Below are 22,506 nucleotides of genomic sequence, written 5' to 3'. Positions count from 1 at the left end.
CGATGAAACTTGCCCCCCGAATTTATCCGTGAGGTCAATGCTTCAATTCTAAAATCTAAAATCTAAAATCTAAAATCGCGCAATCGATTGACTCTGCAGATGAGTCTGGGGGCTTGAACTAAGGTTTAAACTTTTTTGCTCTCGACAACAGGAGTCGTGGGCAAGTATCCGTCTTTAGGTGAAGTCACGATTTATGCCAAAAAAGAGCGGCTATTTGACGACTGATGGTTTTGCTAACTAGCTGATTTCCTTGAGGACTGAGGTGAATGCTGTCTCGATACAGAGTTGGAAATTCGGCCGCACAATTGAAAATGGGAAGAAAATCTATGTAAGTAATTTTCTCTGTTTCTACGAGTTCGGCGAGACGCGCTCTAGCATTGACTTCCCAGTCGCGAGGGCCCGGGCCGCCGAGTTCGCCTCGCTTGGGCGTGACGGCTAGCAAAAACTCGACGTTGGCGGATACAGCTATTTTCTGGATTTGGCGAATAGCTTCTAAGTTGCAGCCTACTACATCGCCGCTTGTGGCTCCGGGTGCTGCCAATTGGGGAGTCGGCACTGCAGGTAGCAGGTAGCGGCTCAATAACTCTAGGGTAGCCGATCGAGGTTTGTGATCCGGGTAAGATCGATCGCGCCCCACAACCAGAGAACAGGGAGCCGATGCAAACAAATCGTCCGTATTGAGCAGCAAAACCAAAGCCTTTGCCCCAAAAACACCGAACCGCTTGGCGTAAGCAAGTTGATTCCTCGGCCCCCAAGAATTCGCTGAGGCGTTGAGAACTTCAAAATTCAAATAGTTGACTTCTGAACCTAATTGTGCATCGCTTGCCAGATTCTGTACTAGCAGTCTCAAATTCCGAGCCATAATTTCCGAGAGCGTATCTGTCTGATGTGTCCACCAACCGCCGTTGGCGACAGAATCTCCCAACAGCAAGACGCGCAGAGTTTCTGGAGGGGCTATCGGGGCGATCGATCCGCTACGCATCGAATACTCGTTAATCTCAATCCGGTTGCCCAAGCGACGCACCTTCTGGTTGGGCGCCAACAAATAGCCGCACTCGGCATCGGCAATATAAATCAAGGGATTACCAACACCCAGCAGCACCCGCAGGAGCACTTCGATTGCCGCCCCCAATCCTGCGGTGACAGCCAAAATTATGAGAACAACTTCCACCAGTCAACCTCGATAGAGAAGGATAAACCCTGCCGACACCAAGGTATAAAAAAGAATGCAACTGCAGTCAAGCTTTCAGCCCCGATTGTAGTCAGCAGATTAAAGATTAAAGATTAAAGATTAAAGCATTGACTCCACAGATGAATCTGGGAGATATCGCTAAAATATAAACTTTTTTGCTTTCCAGGACTCCTGCCTAGAAGCAAGTATCCGTCTTTAAGTGAGGTGAGCGGGTCGCCTATGTAAAATCTAAAATCTAAAATCTAAACTGTTATGGCTGCGGGGTTTGAGCAACTCGGCGACCCGATTAAGTCAACTGAATCGCCCCCGTGGATATAGAATTCTAGAATATACCGTCAAAATCCGCCGTCAGCCGTCAGTAAGGAACCCCACGCTTAAAAGCGGGGGCTTTCAAGACAGTCCGGCTCTATGAGCGAGATTGAACCGAAAGCCCAAACCTTACCAGAGACAGGATCAGACCTACGTTTTTTGAGTCACGATACCGGAAAATGCGACGCTAGTTTTCCGCTCTATCGCTGAGAGTTAAACAGGCTTAATGGGGTCAAACCAGTGCTTTCAGCCTAACAAGCTCACTAAACATTCTCGAAGCGAACATTACCCCGAAAGGGAGATTGAGGCAACCATGCCTCACCGGAGAGGCCACCCGACCTCTCCAACCCCGAAAGGGGATTTAAGGCGACGGTCGTCGCAGCCGCCTTCCTCCCCATGCGTAAAGTCAGGGGCTTCCCGCTCGTTTTTTGGTGAACTTGGTGGTTTCAGGAAAATCCGTGGACTTAAAACAAATATTCAAAACGCCGAATCCCATAATCGGTGTGGTACATTTACAGCCTTTGCCAACTTCTCCCCGCTGGGGCGGGAACCTCAAAGCTATTATCGGAAGAGCCGAGCAAGAGGCTACAGCGCTGGCTTCTGGTGGCGCAAACGGTATCATTGTCGAGAACTTTTTCGACGCTCCTTTTGCTAAAGACAGCGTAGATCCGGCGGTGGTAAGTGCCATGACTCTGGTAGTTGAGAGGCTAACAAATCTCGTGACGCTGCCGATCGGCGTTAACGTGCTGCGAAACGACGCCCACAGCGCGATCGCCATCGCCTCCTGCACAGGAGCTCAATTCATCCGCGTCAACGTCCTCAACGGCATCATGGCTACAGACCAAGGCTTAATTGAAGGCCAAGCTCACCAGCTATTGCGCTACCGCCGGGAATTGGGCAGCGATGTCAAAATATTAGCAGACGTGTTAGTCAAGCACGGGCGCCCCCTAGGCAGCCCTAATTTGACCACAGCCGTCCAAGAGACGATCGGGCGAGCTTTAGCCGACGCCGTAATCCTTTCCGGCTGGACAACTGGCAGCCCTCCCAATCTCGAAGACTTAGAACTCGCGAGTGCAGCAGCAGCGGGAATTCCTGTTTTCATCGGCAGCGGGGCCTCGTGGGAAAACATTTCCACCCTCATGCAGGCCGCTGACGGCGTAATCGTATCGAGTTCCCTGAAACGAAACGGCCGCATCGAGCAGCCCATCGATCCGATCCGCGTCAGTCAGTTTGTAGAAGCCGCCCGCCGCAGCTTGTCACAGAAAGAGCCCGAACAAGAAAATAGAGATGCTAATGGCTCAAGAGGGCCAACACCGCAACCGGGCAAAGTCACAAGTAAAACGTAAAATAGGAATTGTTGACTGTTGACTGTTGGCAGTAGTCAGTTGGCAGTTGGCAGTAGTCAGTAGTCAACAGTCAACAGTCAACAGTCAACAGTCAACAGTCAACAATTCCCAATTCCCAATTCCCAAATTACCAAATCAAAAAATGATTCGCCGACGTTCAACCCCTTGGATTCATCGCTGGTCTAGGACTGTGATGGCAGCGATCGCAGCCATAGGCGTCGTAGAAACGGCCTATCTCACGATCGCTAAATTCACGACTGGCTCGGTCATTTGTCCCACCAGCGGCTGCGACAAAGTTCTCAACAGTCCCTACGCTACAGTCTTTGGCACAGTGCCTTTAAGTTTGTTAGGCTGTCTGGCTTACCTGAGCATAGCAGTCCTGGCATTGGCCCCCAAAGCCGTCAATCCCGCCACCAATAAAGGACTGCACTCTCAACTAGAAAACAAAACTTGGCAAGCGCTATTTATCATCACCGCTGCGATGGTAATTTTCAGCAGCTATTTGATGTATTTGATGGCTTTTGAAATTCAGGAACTGTGCATTTACTGCATCACTTCCGCCTTATTTGCGCTGTCGCTGTTTGTGCTGGTGCTAGTCGGGCGCGAGTGGGAAGATATCGGACAGTTGGTGTTTACAGGCATTTTGGTGGCAATGGTGAGTTCGATCGGCGCCTTGGGACTTTATAACAGCGTCAACTCACCTCCTCCTATTGTCTCTACCCCCGGACTTGTACCCCCTGCCGTCACTACAACCTCCGGTCCTGCCCAAATTGCTTTGGCCCGCCACCTCCGACAAATCGGCGCTAAAGAGTACGGCGCTTACTGGTGTCCCCACTGCCACGACCAAAAAATGCTGTTCGGCAAAGAAGCAGCCAAAATAATTGATTATTTTGAATGCGATCCCAAAGGCCAAAATTCCCGCGCTGAGATTTGCCAAGCTGCTGCGGCTAATATTAAAGGTTTCCCGACTTGGGAGATTAATGGTCAGTTTTATGCGGGGACACAATCTTTGGATAAACTCGCTGATTTATCGGGTTACACCGGCCCCCGCAACTTTCAAAACTGACAGGAAAGTTGGAGATTATAGATGACAGATTTTAGATTGATGGGCAGGAAATATCCTGGTTTTTAACTTATTTTATCCTTAGCTCGTGCTGCGAAATCAATCTAAAATCTTGCATCTATAATCAATAAAAAAATAATAAAAATTAGTGAGAACGAAAAAAAATAAAACAAGTTGTGGGCCTCTACTATTTAGATCTGCGAATAACTACTAAAACTTTTACATAAAAATGCAAGAAACCGGGTTTCTGCTTCCAGAATGATTGTTGAAATGACATATTTTGGTTGCGAAACCCGGTTTCTGCTTTTGCAGCCCGATCGCAGCGAAAAACCAAAAAATTGGATAATCTAAAATCTAAAATCTAAAATCTAAAATCGACTCGCCCGCACCGAAAAACCAAAAAATTGGATAATCTAAAATCTAAAATCGACTCGCCCGCACCAAAAAACCAAAAAATTGGATAATCTAAAATCTAAAATCTAAAATCTAAAATCGACTCGCCCCGGAGATGTAAAACCTATACGTAGTAGTAGTTTAGATGCTCACAGGGCGAGACCAAAATCCCCAAAATATGCTAAAAACTATCAAAAAATGGGTCGATCGAGAACGCCGAGTATTGATTACTGCGAGTGCCGTTGCTAGTACGGTCATTGTCATGCGCTGGTTCGGATGTTTTCAGGTATGGGAATGGGCTGCTTTCGACCAATTTGTGCGCTGGCGGCCGGCCGAACCCATTGACTCGCGCATCGTCATTGTAGAAATTAAGGAAGCTGACTTGCAAAAATACGGCTACCCAATTTCGGATGCTGTATTGGCCCAATTGCTGCAAAAATTGCACACTGGCAAGCCGCGGGCGATCGGCCTCGACGTTTACCGAGATTTGCCAACTCAACCGGGTAACGCCGAATTGCTCAAAACTTTTAAAACTATTCCCAACTTAATCGGCATTGAGTTGATGCCAGACGAAACCCGCTTCGGAGTTCGCCCGCCTCCGGTACTTGACAAGCTCGATCGAATCGGTTTCAACAACGTTGTTATCGACGCTGACTCAAAAGTGCGGCGAACTTTGCTCTATTCTTGGCCCGGAGACGGCAAAACTCATCAAAGTTTCGCACTCAGACTGGCTTTGCTTTACCTCAAAAGCGAAGGCATTTCCCCTCAACGAGCAAGAGTCAATCCTAAATACTTGCAGTTAGGCAAGGGGGTCTTTCGGCCTTTTCAACCGAATGACGGTGCTTACGTTCGATCGGACAGCCGTGGCTATCAAATTTTGACCAACCTGCGCGGCCCGCGAGGCAGTTTTCGCACTGCATCGATGGGCGATGTGCTTTCTGGCAAAGTACCTGCTGATTTTGTACGATCGCGCGTTGTCTTGATCGGCTCAAATGCCCCCAGCCTCAGAGACTTTTACCAAAATGCTTACAGTTCAGGTTGGTTTAGTCCTCCCCAGCAAATACCGGGAGTCGAGCTTCAGGCTCATTTCTTGAGCCAAATTTTGAGTGCAGCCCTCGACGGGCGCGGGGGTATCAATGTCTGGCCAGAGGCTGCGGAGTTGCTGTGGATTTTACTTTGGTCTTGGGCGGGAGCAAATGTGAGTTGGAATTTGCGATCGCTTGGTCGATCGGCTTACTGTTTATTAAGTATCTGTCTAGGTCTCAGTGCTATTTTATACTTAGCATTCTTAGCAGGTTGGTGGCTACCCTTAATTCCTCCAATCCTCAGTCTTGTGGGTTCGGGTGCTGCTGTTGTGGGTTATCTGGCTCATTTGCAAGAAGAATTAAAACGGTCTAAAGAATTTTTACAATCGCTAATCGATACAATTCCCGACCCCATTTTTGTCAAAGATCGAAATCACCGCTGCGTAGTTTTGAATCAGGCATATTGTCGGTTTATTGGCTATCCTTTAGAAAATTTAACTTGCCGAACCGATTACGAGTTATTTCCCCAAGCCGAAGCCGAGATATTTTGGCAGCAAAACGAATTAGTATTTCAAACTCACCAGCCGCGAGAAAATGAAGAATATTTTACTGACGCTCACGGAATTACGCATCTGATTGCGACTAAAAGATCCCTGCATCAAGATGCTGCCGGCAACCTATTTTTAGTCGGAGCAATCAGAGATATTACCGAGCGCCAACTTCGGGCAAAGGCCCTCGAACAAAAAAATGCTGAGCTCAGCCACCAAGCTTATCACGATGCTCTTACCGGTTTGCCCAACCGCCAAATGTTCTACGAATGCTTACATCGGTCTCTAGAAATAGCCTCCAGCACTCAAGAATTGGTAGCTTTACTGTTTTTAGATTTAGATGGATTTAAGTCAATCAACGACACTCTCGGACACAATGTGGGCGATTTACTCTTAAAAACAGTTGCCAGTCGGCTCAAAAAATGCTTGCGCGGTAGCGATACTATCTCGCGGTTGGGCGGCGACGAGTTCACAGTCATTTTGCCCGCAATTCCCGGTCACGAGGAAGCTGCGAAAGTAGCGGAAAAAATTTGCGACGCCATCATGCAGCCTTTTATTTTAGAAGAACATACAGTTTCTGTAACTACAAGTATTGGCATTAGTTTATATCCCATTGACGGTCAGGAGCCAGAGATTTTAGTTAAGAATGCCGATGTTGCGATGTATCGTGCTAAGGAACGCGGGAAAAATCAATATCACTTTTATTAATCAAGACAAGTTAAAAATATAATGCAACTGTAGGTAAAGTCCCCACCCCGATATTGATAAGTCATTTATAATTATTCAATTTTTTTATCTAAAATTTCAATTACTTCAGACAAACTTTGAGTAAATTTTAGACCTCAAACCCTAATTGGGCCGTGAGGGAGATATTATTTCAGGCGTCCCCTGTGCAGCTAACTTAAAAAAATAGCTCGATCCTTAAACTGTAAGCCTTCTAAGCTTTTTGAAACCGATCAAAAAAATGTCCAAAGTAGTGAAATCTCAAATCTAAAATCACATAGTTTAAAATCCTCTAATCCGTCATCTGTCATTAGATAGATTTAGCCAAAAATGAAACTTATGAGACCAACTTGCCGTCTGATCTAAATGTTACAAAATATTAAAATAAATCACAACCTGAAACCAAATTTAAATCGCCAAAAAGCCTTAATGTAAAAAGTTTATGTAAACTTAGGAAAGTTAATTAAAGTAAATGTAAAGATATCAGTGGAAATACGGAAATTGACAGATATAATAGGTGGTACAGACGTGGATCTATTGCGATGATTTGAATAAGCCTGTGAATACTATGCGTACTTTGATTCAGCTCACAACAACGGCAACCCTGGCAGCCTGCCTGCAAGTGAATATAGTCGGCACCGCAAATGCGGCTCAACTTGCCAGCAACTCAACTAGCAATTTCACAAAAGCCCGTAGCGTGGGCAAGATCGCGACGCGATCGACTCCCAGAGTTTGGACACTTGCACCAACCTCTAGGTTGGGAAATCCCCAACAATACGAACCAGACCCGAACGGGAACCCCAAAAGTGACGGTACGGGAACGCGCTGACCCCAAATTTTCAATAAATTTTCAATCTTCTATTCGCGGAGATTTGTACCAATTGGATTGGTTAATTAAAGTATGGCTGCACCAATCCGGGTCGGTGAGGGGATAGTCCACTCGGTAATGACCGCCGCGACTTTCAGTGCGAAACGCAGCACTTTTGACAATTAAATAGCCGATATCCAATAAATTGCCAACTTCTCCCCAATTTCGCAAAATTGAGCTATTCTCCGCCTCAGCAGGCGAAAAATCAATAATTTGTCCGGGTCGTAAATTATCAAGCGTTTGACTCAAAGGCAACGAAGCAAATTCTTGCCGCCAAATCTCAAGTTGGACGATCGCACTTTCCAAATCCCGCTGTCCCCGGCAAATTCCCGCACTCTGCCACACCAAATTCGGCAATTCGACCCGCAACTTTTCGATCGCCTCAATGTCCTTTTCAGAAATCGATTTTTCCAAAATTTCCCCTGCCTCGAACTGATCGGCGAATGCCTCGGGCCTTGCACCTTCTAGCTGCAAAAGTCCCATCTGCGCCCCAAAAACCAGACATTCCAGCAGCGAATTGCTCGCCAACCGATTAGCGCCGTGTACCCCCGTGCTGGCAGTTTCTCCCACCGCGTACAAACCCGGAATCGAAGTTTGGTTAAACTTGTCAGCGACAATTCCTCCCATCCAGTAATGGGCAGCGGGCGTCACCGGCACCGGTTCGGAAAAAATATCAATTCCCCAGTCAGCGCAAACTTGAATAATATTCGGAAACCTGTAGCGCAGTCGATCGACCGCAATCGGGCGCAAATCCAACCAAACATGAGGTTCCCCCGTCTTCTGCAAGTGGCGGAAAATAGCGCGGCTGACAACATCCCTAGGGGCGAGTTCCCCGCTGGGGTGAGAGTCAAAGGCAAAGCGATATCCCTTACTGTCAACCAAATGAGCTCCTTCTCCCCGCACCGCTTCGCTAATGAGAAACCGAGGCGCGCCCACTTTGCTCAGTGCCGTCGGGTGAAACTGCACAAATTCTAAATCTCGCAGCAGCGCCCCGGCTCGCCACGCAATTGCTACCCCGTCCCCGGTACTTACCGACGGATTGGTTGTTTGAGCAAAAACCTGTCCGCCGCCGCCTGTCGCCAGCACCACGGCTTTGGCCTGCAGCCACTTGACTTGTGAGCCACAAATCGAGCTAATCCCCTGACAGCGCCCGGTTTTGTCTAGCCACAGACTCAAAGCAAAGGCAGGGGATACGAGTTGAATGTTTTTGCGACTTAATACTTTTGCTGTCAGCGTACTGATGACGGCTTTGCCCGTAGTGTCGGCGGCGTGGAGAACTCGGCGGCGGGAGTGGGCGGCTTCTAGGGTGAGGGCTAAATCTGGGCCGGTGCGATCGAATGCAACGCCCATTTTCACGAGGGAGTCAATGCAAGCACCAGCTTCCTCGACTAAAAATTTCACCGCCTCCAAATCGCAAAGACCGGCTCCGGCAGCCAGTGTATCCTGAACGTGCAGCGCTGCGGAATCTTCAGGGGCGATCGCCGCCGCAATTCCTCCTTGAGCCCAATCGCTGGCAGAAACAGGCAGGGTATTTTTATTGATCAAGCCCACGTGCAAATGCTCTGGCAGGCAAAGTGCTGTGTACAAACCCGCCGCGCCAGCACCTATTACCAATACGTCAAATTTGTCAGTCATAAGTCTGCCGCCAGTCTATTTTAGATTTTAGATTTTAGATTTTAGATTTTAGAATTGAGTCTACAGATGAATCTGGGGACTTGAACTAATGTCAGTCAACGGATTTTAGATTTTAGATTTTAGATTTTAGATTTTAGATGAATCAGGGGAACCCGCTGATTTCAATCTAGCGAATTTTGGTCGGCTTTTGCCGAATGGTGGTTGAAAGTAAGTCTTGATAAATTAAAGGCAGAAGTCATCAGCCTAAGAGAAAAAATCTTTTCTTTCTGCCGAATGCCTTCTGCCCAATGACTTCTGCCTTCAAATGAGGCCCGCTGCTACCTAGTCGTAGAGACCGTTATTCAACCTGGTATCTCCTTCAATAAAGACTGATTCGACATCAGTTATGGTGAATTTGTCCAAGTTAGCTTGCAGCACTTTTTTCTGAGCTTCCGTCAAACCTGAAATGTTGAGTACGTCCTCAACTTTTTCGTAAGGAGCGTTCTTAATAATTAGTCCAGCTAAAGTGGGATACAACCCTCGATATTGGCGAAAGTCCCGGACGGCGCTGTTGTTCAAATCAAGTTTTTTGCCGTATTCTGTGGCAAGCTTCTCATCGGCGCGATTGGTTCTAGCCGGAGCTTCAACAGCTAGGAGCGAGGATGATGGCAAGACGATACGGCTTAATGACGCCGCGATCGCGCTTTGGTCTCCAGCCCATGCAAAGCAGCCCAGCACTAAGCCCAATACTGCCAATAGACGACCCAATCGTTTCATGAAGTTTTGTCTCCCAATTTCATACACAGCATTTATGTAGAGACTACCATTTTGCTTATGCAGTTTTTCAGATAAATCCGCAATAAGTAGAGGGCTGTTATAAACTTTACATTTGGGTATTGACAAGGCGGACAATATATGACATTAGCCGACTTTTAAGCATCGCAGGCAAGTTGATCAAAGGCACTCCCAATTAAAAACTCGGACTGCCCTTTTAAAGAGTTAATTTTTGCCCCGCCCCCAATTTTCTCGCTATCAAGAACTTTTTCCTTTCGTTTTGAGAAAAGCGTTCAAGTCAGCATAGGTACCGCCGTAAGCCACGCTGGGATTCTCGTAACCCTTCAAAGCAACGGTGTGCTGCTCGAAAGCGCCCTGCGCCCCCAATTGCGTCAAGTATTTGTAGGTAGTTTCTCCCACAGCGATATCCTTGCCGAGTTGCTTGGTGCAAGATTCCAGGCGAAATGCTGCGTTTACAGTATCTCCCAAGGCGGTATAGTCCGATCGATCGCTGCTGCCAGAATTTCCCACCATTGCATAACCGGTATTGATTCCGGCCCCGACTCGCAAAGGAAAAGGAAGGGGGTAACGGCTGCTGAGTTCGTCTGTTGCTTTGTGCAGTTCGCTCAAAGCTTGGCAAATCCGCATCATTTCCTCGCTGCTGACATCGCTGGTTTTGTGGAACCAGACTGCCATGATGGCATCACCGATGTATTTGTCCACCCAACTGCCGTGTTCACGAATGATCTGTCCTGCTTTGCGGAACCAATTGCCGATAACTTCCGAGAGGAGGGTTTCGTCTAGCTGCCTAGTCAAAACTGTAAAGTCTCGGATGTCCATTACCATGACGCTAATCAGGCTACGCACCGTCAAAGTCGCCGTAAAATCTTCAGAGTCTGTCTCGTGTATTGGTGGATCGTGCCGGTGGCCGGCGGTTGGGTTGTAGAAGTCCAATTCGGTTTGACCGAAAATAATCCGATCGCCATTTCGGAGAGTGACAGGAATACTGACCCGCCGCCCGTTGACAAAGGAACCATTGCGGCTGCCCAAGTCGATCAGGTAGAACTCTCCTGTCTCCATTTGCTGTAACATCGCGTGATTACGGGAAATCCAGCGATCTGTCAGTACAAAATTATTGTCATCGCTCCGCCCTACTGTCCAGCAATTGCTGCCGGAGAGCGGCAAGTAGCGATTGCCGCCTTCTGTGCGAAGTACCATATGTGGATTGGGTTGCACTCGTCACAACAGTCCTAGAAACGACACAAAATTAACCGATTTGAGATTTTAGACTTCAGATTTTAGATTTTTTAGTCCATCGTCGATGCACCTAGCCCCTGCAGGATTTGTGAACCATAAATTCGATCGAGCTAGCGAAGGTATTTATGATTCGCTCTACCAAAGCAGGCAGTAAAAACAGACTGTCTACCAAGATTGTACCTGATCATACTGCCTGCCCCGGACGGGAGACAACTTTTATTTATTTTGATGGCCCAGAAAAAAGTGGGAAAATGGCTCTCTGGCTAGGGGGCTAGGGTGTACACACAAATCCGAAATCTTTCAATACGATTCCTGAAACCCAAGTTTCGCATGAATCTCAGAAAGGAAGCTTATTTTCATGAATTTTAAGTTATTGATTCGGCAAAACGAGAAATCAAGAATCTAGGAAACAGGGTTTCTACAATATGGGTCAGCGATCAACTTGTCTGTACACGGTAGAGCTAGGCGGGGGGTAGGGGGTGTGGGCTGCTATGCAGATCCAGAGTTCTGTACACTACTCCCTATGGTGTAGGCTGCCAATTTCAACCGGAACAGCCCCTCCTATCGAAGATTTCCTTGCAACCATCAGACTTACATTCCGTCCACGGGCAGTAGTGCTAGTTCCTAACGCTAATAATCCAAGCCCTTCATCGCCAATAATGATAGCAGAATTCACAACTCTATCGTGCTTAGTTTTGCAATTGGAACAAGTCCAGCTACGCACTTCCCACGGAAGGCTAGCCACCTGATTCAGACTTACGTGGCAACTCTTAGTCGATGGTGCGAAAAACCGACCAATTGCGAGGTAATTTTTACCTCTATTGCAGCTTTGTCTTTCACTTCTATGGTCAAATTTTACCATTCGCCATCGCTAATTATTACTTTAGCTAGGGAGTGGTTTTTTACCCAGTTATTGACTCCTCGATTATCAACAACGATGACTTGGTTTTCATGCACCAATTTTGGAGAGAGTTTTTCCGGGTAATTCTCACGACCGTTTGCCATCTTTTCATGAGCTATGGCACTATATGGGCTTTCGGGCGATGATTGGAATCTTGATGTTTGGGATATAGTTTATGCTGCTTACGGTTTAGATTTTTATAATTTGTGGTTGATAGCAAAAACAACCCCCATCTTTCTTATAAATTTGAGGAATTTATCACAAAAAATTAGTATTTTTGTGGGTACCAAATTGATTGCTTGTCATGCGTTAACTAGAACTTCGGGAAAGATGTTAGTTATTCAAAGAAGTTGATGAATGCTCGGCATAGGTTTAGTTCATATATCTCGCTTTTGACTGCTTGGTTGTGGCAATCGTTGCGACATTTATGGTTATTTATCAAACTTTTAAAATAAATTTAATTGATTGTTACCGTATTGTGATATCTGAGATATTGGTTATTTCTTGCCTATTTAACTCGTTCTCCAGCTAGGAATGAAGAGCACAAGCTGGACGGCAAAAAACAACCCTGGCTTTCATCCCACCGCTAAGATGAGTAGAGTTATAGCGGGGGACTTCCCGCCGAGTAAGTTAAATTGGAAGAGAATTGTATGTTGTCGAAAAGAATTTTACCTTGTCTGGATGTGAAAGCCGGTCGCGTGGTCAAAGGTGTCAATTTTGTCAACCTTAAGGATGCTGGCGATCCGGTAGAAATGGCTCAGGTTTACAATGATGCGGGTGCTGACGAGTTGGTGTTTCTGGACATTACGGCGACTCACGAAGACCGGAATATTATGATCGATGTGGTGTACCGAACGGCCGATCGAGTATTTATCCCTTTGACGGTGGGCGGCGGTATCCAATCGTTAGACACCATTAAAAGTTTATTGAGGGCGGGCGCTGATAAGGTGAGTATTAATTCGGCGGCGGTGCGCGATCCGAGTTTAATTGACAAAGCGAGCGATCGATTTGGTAATCAGTGCATTGTAGTGGCGATCGACGCCCGCAAACGGCAAGATGCGGATAATCCTGGTTGGGACGTGTACGTGCGCGGAGGGCGAGAAAATACCGGCAAAGATGCGATCGCCTGGGCCAAAGAAGCGGAACAGCGTGGCGCGGGGGAAATTCTCGTGACAAGCATGGACTCTGATGGCACTCAAGCCGGCTACGACTTGGCATTAACCCGGAGTATCGCTGAAATTGTCGAAATTCCCGTCATTGCTTCCGGCGGCGCCGGCAACTGTCACCACATCTACGAAGCCGTGACTGAGGGCAAAGCAGAAGCTGCACTGCTGGCTTCCCTGCTGCATTACGGGCAACTCAGTGTAGGAGAAATTAAAACTTATCTAGCAAAATGTCAAGTTCCCGTGCGACAGCAGCAGCCATTAGTCATTAGTCATTAGTCAGTCGAGAGTCGGGGGCATCTCATATCTTGCAACATTTTCAACAAATCACTCTGCGGGTTCACTCAAGCGCCCTCTCACATTGCAAACAGGCTAAATAAACCCCCCCACTCCACGATCAAACCAGTTACTGACATTGATACCGCTAGGTGAGGCGCATCCGAAGGCACTTATAGAGAATTTTTTTGATTCTACACAAGTGCCTTCTACATAAATCTCTTGGGGCGATCAACGCCAGTCATCTAGAAATATTCCCTGAGAAGGATTTCAAATACCAGTTTTTTCAGCTAAATATTATATATTAGCTCAATTTGAAAGAGAGCAACGGTTGCTTTTCTCAAACTTGAGTTAAAGATTGTGCAGAATTTGAGTGAGCTTCAGCCTGTTAACAATCTCAGCAATTAAAATTTGTAAAAACGGAGAAATTGTGTATGTCTTTTATCAGCTTTAACTTTCCTGCCAAGCGTTTAGTTCGCACTTTAATAGCTGTTTGTTTTTGTGCTTTGATGTTTGTTTCTAATGCTTTCCCGGCTTTTGCAGTTACTAGCAGCCCCACCAAAGGTGAAGACCAACTTTTAGGTATTGAAAAAGAATCTCAAGAAGCTGTACTCAAAAAACCAATGTCCTTGGAAGAAACTCAAGAAAAAGCCAGCAAAGGACCCAACGAAGTTCAGGGGGACGCTGACATTGAAAAAATGAAAAATCCTTCCAATACACAAGCTACATCCTTTGAGCAACAAGTCAAAAAAGCTGTCAACAAAATTAAAGACTAACTCAGCGCGAAGTAGTCAGCGGACAGTAGTCAGTATAAAAGATTAGGGACATGGCGCGGTGCCGTGTCCCTAGATTTTTTTTGTAGAAACACCGGACCGCGCCACATCCTTGAAAAAGCCGTATCCAATCTAAATTTAGCTTTAGTTTTCAGAATTCGTCTTAGATGGAATAAAAAAGTGGAAAGGATTTGGCATCTTTCGGCTTTACAAACACTCTTTGCTGGGGTTGCAAGTTCAAGCTATCGAATCTTTCTCTGGTCAAATTAGCGTTTACTACTTGACCGTCATCTAAGGTTAATTCTACCTGAATTTCCCATCCCAAATGAATCAAGCGACTGATTCTTGCAGGCACTGTTGCACTATTTTCTGTAGTTTCAATTACTACGTCGTGAGGGCGCAAGAAAATCTCTGGGTTGGCTGAGTCAAAGCCGTTGTCTTGAAACATTCTTGAACTGCTGGGCAATACATTGACTGGCCCGATAAAACTCATTACGAAAGCACTAGCGGGATGGTCGTAAATTTCTGCGGGTGTGCCGACTTGTTCGATTTTACCTTTATTCATTACTGTAATTCGATCGGCAACTTCCATCGCTTCTTCTTGATCGTGTGTCACAAAGACTGTGGTAACGTGTACTTCGTCGTGCAGTCGCCGTAACCAAGCACGCAAATCTTTGCGAACTTTGGCATCGAGAGCTCCGAAAGGTTCGTCTAGCAGTAACACTTTCGGTTCCACAGCCAGGGCTCTGGCGAGGGCCACCCGCTGCCGCTGGCCCCCTGAAAGTTGCGACGGGTATCTATCGCCCAATCCTGCCAATTGCACTAAATTCAACAATTCTTCTACCCGCGATTTGACTTTCGCGGGTGGTGTTTTCTGAATTTGCAGCCCGAAAGCGATGTTTTTTCGGACTGTCATGTGCTTGAATAGCGCGTAGTGCTGAAATACGAACCCAATTTTGCGGTCTTGGACGCTAGTATTGGTCGCATCTTGACCTGTCAGCCAGATTTTGCCGGAGTCGGGCATTTCTAAACCCGCAATCAGTCGCAGCAGTGTAGACTTGCCGGAACCAGACGGGCCAAGCAATGCGACTAGGGAACCCGATTCAATTTCTAAGCTGACTCGATCGAGTGCTTGGAAACTGCCAAACTGTTTTGATACGTTTTCTACGACTATGCCCATAGGTAGGAAGAAGGAAGAGGGAAGAGGGAAGAGGGAAGAGGCAGGATACAGGAAGCAAGAGGCAAGAGGCAAGAGGGAAAAATGTTAATCTCCGGTTTGTGGATGGGTTAAGGTAAGTTTTTTTATAGCACGATCGCACATCAGTTTGTTAATTTTAGGGTTTTGGCGATCGGTCAGTCGATTTTAGATTTTAGATTTTAGATTTACTTGCAGCTTGGAATCTGGAAGATGGAACTTTGGTATAAAATTTTGGGTTCTCCAGGAAAGGAGTCGGGGCTTTGTATCGGTTTTGGGCGGTGTCAAACAGCCGAAAATTAACAAAAATGCACCTCCAGAACAAAACAACACAATTCTTTGCCACCAAAGTTGGCGTTTGGTACTACAATGCAGCAAAAGTTCAAGCGTTTTTGACTTCAACGGCTGAGGGGATAAAGGAAAATGGGAGATGTTGGACGTGTGCCTGTAGGAATTATCGGCGCTTCAGGGTACGGCGGCGTGCAACTTGTGCGACTGCTGGCGGACCACCCGGCGGCTGAAGTAGTTTATTTGGGCGGGGATAGCAGTGCAGGAAAACCTTATTCCAGCCTTTACCCGCATCTGACTAACTGCATTGATTTGACAGTCGAGGCGATCGACCTAGACAAAATAGCGGCAAAATGTGAAGTTGTGTTTCTGTCGCTGCCGAACGGTTTAGCTTGTAAAATGGCACCGACGCTGCTCGAAAAAGGCTGCAAAGTCTTGGATTTGTCGGCTGACTACAGATTTGAAAATCTGGAAACTTACAAAGCTTGGTACGGAGGCGAGCGATCGGACTCTGCTTTAGCTGCAACGGCTGTTTACGGTTTGCCAGAATTGTATCGCGATCAAATTAAAGACGCTCAGTTAGTAGGCTGTGCCGGCTGCTACGTCACGGCTAGTTTATTAGCCCTGGCACCTTTGCTCAAACAAGGCCTCATTGTGCCAGAAACAGCAATTATCGACGCCAAATCCGGTGCTTCTGGGGGGGGGCGCAAAGCCGAAGTTAATCTCTTGTTGGCTGAAGCAGAGGGTTCTCTGGGCGCTTACGGCGTTGGCCGCCACCGCCACACGCCCGAAATCGAGCAAATTTGTAGCGATTTAGCCGGACATGATATTAAAGTTCAGTTTACTCCCCACCTAATTCCGATGGTGCGGGGAATTCTGGCGACTGTTTACGCAACTTTGCGCGATCCGGGTTTGGTGAGGGAAGATTTAATCACAATTTTCAGTGCTTTTTACCGTAATTCTCCTTGGGTAAAAGTGTTGCCGGCTGGAGTTTACCCGCAAACAAAATGGGCTTGCGGCACGAATCTTTGTTATATAGGCATCGAAGTCGATCCGCGTACTGACAGGGTGATTGTGTTATCGGCCATCGACAATTTAATTAAGGGACAAGCCGGTCAAGGCATCCAGTGCATGAACTTGATGATGGGTTGGGAAGAAACTTTGGGTTTGCCACAATTGGCTTTCTATCCTTAATTGAGAATTGGGCATGGGGCATGGGGCATGGGGCATGGGTAATTGGTAATTGGTAATTGGTAATTGGTAATTGGTAATTGGTAATTGGTGGGTTTACGAGATTGTTGGTTTTAGGCAATTATTTCTGGTAAAACCCGCCCCTACAGGATGTAAATTGCCGATGCCCGATGCCCAATTCCCGATGCCCCATGCCCAATTCTCAATTCCCGATGCCCAATTCCCGATGCCCAATTCCCCATGCCCGATTACCAAGTATTATTTTGGCCCGTAACCGATCGACCCAGCATAAATTGCCCGATCGCCCAATTGGTCTTCAATCCGCAATAAACGGTTGTATTTGGCAACTCGTTCGCTGCGACACAAAGAACCAGTCTTGATTTGGCCGGCGCGAGTCGCTACCGCTAAATCGGCAATTGTGGTATCTTCAGTTTCACCGGAACGGTGGCTGATGACGGCTCGATAGCTGTTCCGTTTGCCCAGGTCGATCGTATCCAAAGTCTCTGTCAAAGAACCAATTTGATTCAGCTTAATCAAAATCGAATTGCTAGCTTTCAAATCAATTCCTTTTTGCAGCCGCGTGCGATTAGTAACAAACAAATCGTCACCAACCAATTGAACTTTGCTGCCCATTTTCTGCGTCAGCGCTACCCAACTTTCCCAATCGTCTTCATGCAAACCATCTTCAATGGAAACAATCGGATATTGACTGGCCAAACCATCCAAATAATCAATTAATTCGGCAGGCGAATGAGCCACACCGTCGTAAGTGTACTGCCCATTTTTGTAAAATTCGCTAGCAGCAACATCCAAAGCTAAAGCAACTTGTTCACCCGGTTTGTAGCCAGCTTTTTCAATAGCTGCAATCAACAAATCCAAAGCTGCTTGATTGGATTTAAGATTAGGCGCAAAACCGCCTTCATCACCCACACCAGTCAGCAAACCCTCAGCTTTTAAGACTTTACTCAAGGATTCAAATACCTCTGCACCCCAGCGTAAAGCTTCTTTAAAAGATGGCGCGCCCACAGGGACAATCATAAATTCTTGAATGTCCACATTATTGTTAGCGTGAGAGCCCCCGTTGATCACGTTCATCAGTGGTACGGGCAAAACGTTCGCCAAGGGCCCGCCCAAGTAGCGGTAAAGGGGGAGTCCTAAAGTCTCGGCGGCCGCCTTTGCTGTGGCTAAGGAGACTCCGAGAATGGCATTTGCGCCGAGGTGGGATTTGTTGGGGGAACCGTCCAAGTCAATCATGGTTTTGTCTACCAGCGCTTGGTCGATCGCATCTAGATTAGCCAAAGCCGGAGCAATTTTGTGTTCGACGTTAGCGACGGCTTTTAGGACTCCTTTGCCGTTATAACGTTTGTTGTCGTCGTCGCGAAGTTCGTGGGCTTCAAAAGAGCCTGTAGAGGCACCGCTGGGGACTTGGGCGATCCCGACAACACCGTTGGCTAGGTAAACTTCAGCTTCAATGGTGGGGCGCCCACGGGAGTCGAGGATTTCTCTGGCTTGAATAGATTCGATCGCAGTGTCTAGCATATTAATTATTCCTGACTTAACTCAAGGTTTCATGACAATTAGCAGTCTCCGGGTTTTCCCACGCTGACTGCTGACGGGTAATAGAGTACGCGATCCCCAGAATTATTGGTGCACAGTTCAAAATATTTGCGGATTTGGACGAGCAGACAGGTGTCAATAAGCTAGGCTTGTTGAATAAAGACCTCCGACAAGTTTGACAGTAATTTGATTGTTTTTAACCCCAGATTCCCGCAGATTTATTAATTGGAATCTTTGTTAAAATCAGAATGTCAACAAAGTCAATCAAAAAAGGAGAAAATTAGGATGTTAGGAACAAATCTTGGAGAAATTAGAGCATTAGCTGAAAATTCAGACCCTATTATTGCTGATCCCCCAAACACCAAATTACTCACAGGGCCATTGCCAAATCCAGCCAGTGACCCCAACTTTTTTGACTTAACTCCCAATGACGACGCAGTTCAATTAGCAAATGGAATTCTGCGGAATACTCCCGGAGGTTTGCGGGCTTTAGAGGGTAACGATTTTGTCAGAGGTTCCGGTGGTGCGGAACTGATGAACGGTAACAGTGGCACAGATACTTTAATCGGAGGTTGTGGCAGCGATACAATTCGCGGCGGCCAAGATTTTGACATTCTTTATGGAGAATGTGGCAGCGATTTTGTCAGCGGAGATCAAGGTGATGACTACGTTTATGGAGGTACAGCCAATGACTTTATTCGCGGCGGTAAAGGGAATGATGCTTTAGTAGGAGAGAGTGGAAACGATACTCTAATCGGTGATGCTGGAATTGATAGACTTTGGGGAAGTGAAGGCGCAGATTTGTTTGTCCTCCGCACAGAAGTGGGAGGCACTTCGGGAGAAATTGGTTCGATTCAACCGCCTCCTAGTGGCAATTTTGATGTAGATGAAGTGCCGGCAGATTTTATTCTCGATTACAATCCGGCTGAAGGTGATGTAATTGGATTGGCGTCTGGATTGACGCGAAATGATATTGTTTTGAGCGAAAGGTTTTTAACAATTGGTGATGCCAGAGATTATGACAGCAGTGGCCCTTTTCCTCCGGGAATTCCTCGCACTGCTGATTTTAGAATTTTAAATACTAAGGCGGCGGTGATTCGGGAAGCTAGCACCGGCAATATCTTGGGTTTGGTGAAGGATATTTCGCCGGATCAACTTCAGTTTATATCTGTATCGGATGAGGCGATCGCTCTAGGGTAATCCTCATAGGTTTGTAGTAAGCACTTGAGTCCTAGGAGAGGATCTAAAGCCCTGGCTACAAACCATTCCATTCGTTTCCCAATTCTGGATTTCAAGACCAGAAATCCGCCACATCATATCCCATTTCGGTGAGCATTTGCCGCAGCAGAGGTAAGCTCAAACCGATCACATTTGTGTGACATCCTTCGATTTTTTCGACAAAAAAGCCGCCCTTACCTTCGAGTGCAAAACAGCCTGCACAGGCAAGAGGCTCTCCGGTAGCGACGTAAGCTGCAATTTGGCGCGAGGTAACTTCCGCAAAATGAACTTTTGTAACTTGATAGCGAATGAGCGATCGCTCCATTGCCTCATCAAAGTCATCGAATCTAGTATCAATTAAAGCATGACCCGTATAGAGTTCGCCCACCTTACCGCGCATTTTGTGCCAGCGCGAGATTGCTTCTTCCGCATCCTTGGGTTTGCCGTGAATTTCGCCATCTATGAGCAAAATTGAATCGCATCCCAACACCAAACAAGATTTGGGATTGGAGATTTGGGGGTGAGAATTAGCTAGTAAAAACTTAGCTACAGCCTCAGCTTTTCCCTCTGCTAAAACTTGCACTAAATTAGTGGCATCTTTCATTTGTATTTGCCCTTCATCAAAGTCGCTGGGGCAAATCACAGCTTGAATGCCAGCATTTTCTAGCAGGCGGCGGCGCGCTGGAGAAGCTGAAGCTAATACAAAAGTTGGAATTTTCATAATAAGTTAACAAGGAAGAAGGAAGAAGGAAGAAGGAAGAAGGAAGAAGGAACAAAAAGAAACTATTCCCCATCCCCAACGCCCATGCCCCATTCCCCATTCCCAATTACTTTTTAAACCTAATAAACAGAGAAAGATTTAACAACTTTCTCAAAAGCTTCTTTTACTTTGGGCCAGCGTTCTTCGGTAGTGGAAACGTTAAGCGTAAAAAGTTTGCCGCGGCTGACTGCTACACTCGCTAAGTTGTGCCGTTCTTGGTTTGGCAACTTAACGGCGTATTCTAAAATGTAATAGTTTTTCGATCGCGATTCACGAGCTTCTGCATTGACTAATTCAGCTTCGCGGCCGGAATCAGCCGGGGCGATCGCACTTTTGCTGAGCTTGTATCCCACATCCGTCGGCGATCCCAAATCCGCCAGAGTTTTGTCCTTCGCGACTGGACTGATTACCACGCTGACGTTCTCAGTTTGCTGAATCAAATCGCGGAACACCACATCGGGCCCGTTAGAAACCGCGATCGGCAGCCAGCCGTTAGGATAGAGAAATTGATAGCCGTCGCCAGTATCAACGTAGCTTTTGAGCCCGGTGACTTTAGACACACAACCGGTCAAGGTGAGGCTTAGAACCACCAGAAGTATTGCCGCAATTCGTTTGAGCATTCTTTTTACGGGTAGAGTAAAACAAAAATATTTAATTTTAATTGTCTCACCAAACCTTGCCCCTAAAAATAGTTAAGCCATGGATCGCTGTTTGTGTACCGCCCGCGATCCATAGCCATATAGTTTAATTGTTAACAAAGTCATTAAAGCTGAGTCAGCCAGCTAATCAGCCCGTGCTTGGTCGAAACTTCTAAAGCCAAGAGAGAAACAAAGCCAATCATGGCAAGGCGGCCGTTTAAGCGTTCGGCGTAGGGGGTAAAGCCGGTGCGGGGTTCGTCATCGATGTATACTGTCGGCTCGATCGCAAAATTGTTCATTTTGCCTTGGTCGTCCAGCATTAAGCCTCGGTTACTCATGTTTTTTTTCCTAAATGGTTTTTAGTGTACTGTAACTAAATGTAACAGACTTGTGAAGATATGTAAAGGATTGTGAGAATTTTTTTTTAAAGACCTCGCTCTGACACCATATTTAAAAAAAATCCAACTGTAGGCCAGCTCTAAACCCTTATATAGTCAGTGTTTTCCAAATCTAAAATCTAAAATCTAAAATCTAAAATGGTATGACTGTGGGTAGACTCGGGGCCCCGGAGGGGGGAGGATAGAGTGGAGAGGCACAAAAGTCGATGGTGTATGGCAAATCCAGTCTGGGTTTGACGAAAATTGTGGAACGGAGGAAAAATTTATGCGGGCCAGTCTGGAAATGCGGTGGTTTTATAGCGGTGCACTGCCAAAATCAATCAATCAATGGTTTGGAAGCGAGAGTCTCGGCGGGTATCTTTCGCCTCCTGAAGAGCGGGAAGACATATATTTACTAATACCAAGCTGCGACTACTTGGGAGTGAAGCTACGTGGGAAAACCTTGGAGGTAAAGTGGCGTCAGGGAGAGTTGGGGACGATGCAGTTCGCCAATCGCTGGGAAGGCAAAGCCGAAAAGTGGCTGAAGTGGGTTTGTGCGGACACGATGGCGCCGATACCGGCGGATATTATAGCGACAGGAAAGTGGGTGGCAGTCAAGAAGAAGCGAGCGCAGCGTCTTTATCAAGTTTCGGCCCCTGGTTCCCTGATGTCTGTGCCTGTGGAAGCCCCAATTCCCCAAGGTTGCACCGTGGAACTTACTCAGTTGAACATTAACGGCAGCGCGTGGTGGACTTTGGGATTTGAAGCTTTTGGCAGCGAAAGTTGTTTGACAGAAAACCTGCAAACAGTAGCTACTTGGACTAGCAAGAGTTATCAGGCGCAAAAGTTAAAAGCTGAGGATTCTTCTGCTTATCCGATTTGGCTAGGCAGCAAGTAATCTCAAACCCGGCTTTAATAATACCTCCTGTATTTTTTAGTCCTCCTCTGCAGAGACGAGAAGCAAGTGTAGACGCGGTTTCAAGAGACTGTTGGCGAATGTCTGAGGGGTGAAACCCCTCAGACATCGCCGTCCTGAATAGGCAGAATGATTGTGTAA

General features: G+C 46.7%; 22 protein-coding genes. 11 read left to right on the top strand and 11 right to left on the bottom strand.

Annotated features, from left to right (window positions below):
- Positions 1-184 precede the first annotated feature (184 nt).
- Positions 185-1,171 carry a GDSL-type esterase/lipase family protein gene (locus tag QUA36_RS28360; protein ID WP_333459831.1) on the bottom strand — a complete coding sequence of 329 codons (987 nt, stop codon included), beginning with the start codon at positions 1,169-1,171 and terminating at the stop codon, positions 185-187.
- Positions 1,172-1,959: 788 nt separating this feature from the next.
- Between QUA36_RS28360 and btpA the strand changes: the two genes are divergently transcribed.
- The 4 genes from btpA (at position 1,960) to QUA36_RS28340 (ending at position 7,428) form a co-directional block, all read left to right on the top strand.
- The gene (gene btpA / locus QUA36_RS28355; protein WP_333451366.1) at positions 1,960-2,847 is read left to right on the top strand and encodes a photosystem I biogenesis protein BtpA; all 888 of its coding nucleotides are present in this window, start codon (positions 1,960-1,962) and stop codon (positions 2,845-2,847) included.
- Positions 2,848-2,989: 142 nt separating this feature from the next.
- A complete protein-coding gene (locus QUA36_RS28350; RefSeq protein ID WP_333164444.1) occupies positions 2,990-3,913 on the top strand; it encodes a vitamin K epoxide reductase family protein in 924 nt (307 codons plus the stop codon).
- 535 nt (positions 3,914-4,448) lie between these two features.
- Positions 4,449-6,584 carry a CHASE2 domain-containing protein gene (locus QUA36_RS28345; protein WP_445301465.1) on the top strand — a complete coding sequence of 712 codons (2,136 nt, stop codon included), beginning with the start codon at positions 4,449-4,451 and terminating at the stop codon, positions 6,582-6,584.
- Positions 6,585-7,167: 583 nt separating this feature from the next.
- A complete protein-coding gene (locus tag QUA36_RS28340; protein WP_333459829.1) occupies positions 7,168-7,428 on the top strand; it encodes a hypothetical protein in 261 nt (86 codons plus the stop codon).
- A 21-nt stretch (positions 7,429-7,449) separates the two neighbouring features.
- Here the strand turns inward: QUA36_RS28340 and nadB are convergent, their stop codons facing one another.
- The 5 genes from nadB to QUA36_RS28320 form a co-directional block, all read right to left on the bottom strand.
- The gene (gene nadB, locus QUA36_RS28335; RefSeq protein ID WP_333459828.1) at positions 7,450-9,102 is read right to left on the bottom strand and encodes an L-aspartate oxidase; all 1,653 of its coding nucleotides are present in this window, start codon (positions 9,100-9,102) and stop codon (positions 7,450-7,452) included.
- A gap of 321 nt (positions 9,103-9,423) precedes the next feature.
- Positions 9,424-9,858 (bottom strand): photosystem II complex extrinsic protein PsbU, encoded by a 435-nt coding sequence (gene psbU, locus QUA36_RS28330; RefSeq protein ID WP_333164451.1) that lies wholly within the window; start codon positions 9,856-9,858, stop codon positions 9,424-9,426.
- A gap of 255 nt (positions 9,859-10,113) precedes the next feature.
- Positions 10,114-11,073 carry an adenylate/guanylate cyclase domain-containing protein gene (locus QUA36_RS28325; protein ID WP_333164454.1) on the bottom strand — a complete coding sequence of 320 codons (960 nt, stop codon included), beginning with the start codon at positions 11,071-11,073 and terminating at the stop codon, positions 10,114-10,116.
- A 553-nt stretch (positions 11,074-11,626) separates the two neighbouring features.
- Complete coding sequence (locus tag QUA36_RS31470; RefSeq protein WP_445301464.1) at positions 11,627-11,974, bottom strand: zinc ribbon domain-containing protein; 348 nt, start codon at positions 11,972-11,974, stop codon at positions 11,627-11,629.
- Positions 11,968-12,117 (bottom strand): hypothetical protein, encoded by a 150-nt coding sequence (locus QUA36_RS28320; protein ID WP_333459827.1) that lies wholly within the window; start codon positions 12,115-12,117, stop codon positions 11,968-11,970. The genes QUA36_RS31470 and QUA36_RS28320 overlap by 7 nt, the downstream gene beginning before the upstream one ends.
- 13 nt (positions 12,118-12,130) lie before the next feature.
- On the opposite strand from QUA36_RS28320, the gene QUA36_RS28315 reads away from it, so the two are divergent.
- The 3 genes from QUA36_RS28315 to QUA36_RS28305 all read left to right on the top strand — a co-directional run bounded on the left by QUA36_RS28315 (position 12,131) and on the right by QUA36_RS28305 (position 14,228).
- Positions 12,131-12,367: a hypothetical protein gene (locus QUA36_RS28315; protein ID WP_333459826.1), complete on the top strand. Its 237-nt coding sequence runs from the start codon at positions 12,131-12,133 to the stop codon at positions 12,365-12,367.
- Positions 12,368-12,663: 296 nt separating this feature from the next.
- Positions 12,664-13,455, top strand: coding sequence for an imidazole glycerol phosphate synthase subunit HisF (hisF, locus tag QUA36_RS28310; RefSeq protein WP_333451354.1), 792 nt, complete (start codon positions 12,664-12,666; stop codon positions 13,453-13,455).
- 431 nt (positions 13,456-13,886) lie between these two features.
- On the top strand, positions 13,887-14,228 hold the full coding sequence (locus QUA36_RS28305; RefSeq protein WP_333041098.1) for a low temperature-induced protein: 342 nt from the start codon (positions 13,887-13,889) through the stop codon (positions 14,226-14,228).
- Between the two features lie 160 nt (positions 14,229-14,388).
- On the opposite strand, the gene QUA36_RS28300 is transcribed toward QUA36_RS28305, so the two are convergent.
- Positions 14,389-15,405 carry a sulfate/molybdate ABC transporter ATP-binding protein gene (locus tag QUA36_RS28300; protein ID WP_333057474.1) on the bottom strand — a complete coding sequence of 339 codons (1,017 nt, stop codon included), beginning with the start codon at positions 15,403-15,405 and terminating at the stop codon, positions 14,389-14,391.
- A 438-nt stretch (positions 15,406-15,843) separates the two neighbouring features.
- Here QUA36_RS28300 and argC point away from each other — a divergent pair, with 438 nt between their 5' ends.
- Together argC and QUA36_RS28290 are read left to right on the top strand one after the other, a co-directional pair.
- Positions 15,844-16,902: an N-acetyl-gamma-glutamyl-phosphate reductase gene (gene argC, locus QUA36_RS28295; protein ID WP_333363081.1), complete on the top strand. Its 1,059-nt coding sequence runs from the start codon at positions 15,844-15,846 to the stop codon at positions 16,900-16,902.
- Positions 16,903-16,972: 70 nt separating this feature from the next.
- Positions 16,973-17,173: a hypothetical protein gene (locus QUA36_RS28290; protein WP_333459825.1), complete on the top strand. Its 201-nt coding sequence runs from the start codon at positions 16,973-16,975 to the stop codon at positions 17,171-17,173.
- On the opposite strand, the gene eno is transcribed toward QUA36_RS28290, so the two are convergent.
- Positions 17,158-18,438: a phosphopyruvate hydratase gene (gene eno / locus QUA36_RS28285; protein WP_445299864.1), complete on the bottom strand. Its 1,281-nt coding sequence runs from the start codon at positions 18,436-18,438 to the stop codon at positions 17,158-17,160. The two genes, QUA36_RS28290 and eno, sit on opposite strands and share 16 nt — an antisense overlap.
- Before the next feature lie 303 nt (positions 18,439-18,741).
- Here eno and QUA36_RS28280 point away from each other — a divergent pair, with 303 nt between their 5' ends.
- Entirely contained in the window at positions 18,742-19,656 is a 915-nt protein-coding gene (locus tag QUA36_RS28280) for a calcium-binding protein (RefSeq protein WP_333459824.1), read from the top strand.
- Between the two features lie 91 nt (positions 19,657-19,747).
- Here QUA36_RS28280 and QUA36_RS28275 read toward each other — a convergent pair whose 3' ends face one another.
- The 3 genes from QUA36_RS28275 to QUA36_RS28265 all read right to left on the bottom strand — a co-directional run bounded on the left by QUA36_RS28275 (position 19,748) and on the right by QUA36_RS28265 (position 21,410).
- Positions 19,748-20,395: a nucleoside triphosphate pyrophosphatase gene (locus QUA36_RS28275; protein ID WP_333459823.1), complete on the bottom strand. Its 648-nt coding sequence runs from the start codon at positions 20,393-20,395 to the stop codon at positions 19,748-19,750.
- Between the two features lie 119 nt (positions 20,396-20,514).
- Positions 20,515-21,054: a photosystem II reaction center PsbP gene (gene psbP / locus QUA36_RS28270; protein WP_333057481.1), complete on the bottom strand. Its 540-nt coding sequence runs from the start codon at positions 21,052-21,054 to the stop codon at positions 20,515-20,517.
- A gap of 143 nt (positions 21,055-21,197) precedes the next feature.
- Positions 21,198-21,410, bottom strand: coding sequence for a high light inducible protein (locus QUA36_RS28265; RefSeq protein WP_333084124.1), 213 nt, complete (start codon positions 21,408-21,410; stop codon positions 21,198-21,200).
- 325 nt (positions 21,411-21,735) lie between these two features.
- On the opposite strand from QUA36_RS28265, the gene QUA36_RS28260 reads away from it, so the two are divergent.
- Entirely contained in the window at positions 21,736-22,347 is a 612-nt protein-coding gene (locus QUA36_RS28260; RefSeq protein WP_333164468.1) for a hypothetical protein, read from the top strand.
- The last annotated feature ends 159 nt before the right edge of the window (positions 22,348-22,506 follow it).

It is taken from the genome of Microcoleus sp. Pol10D4 (genome assembly GCF_036701555.1).
GTDB lineage: Bacteria > Cyanobacteriota > Cyanobacteriia > Cyanobacteriales > Microcoleaceae > Microcoleus.
The sequence above is the reverse complement of the archived record's forward strand: the minus strand, read 5'-3'. Positions and strand labels throughout refer to the sequence as shown.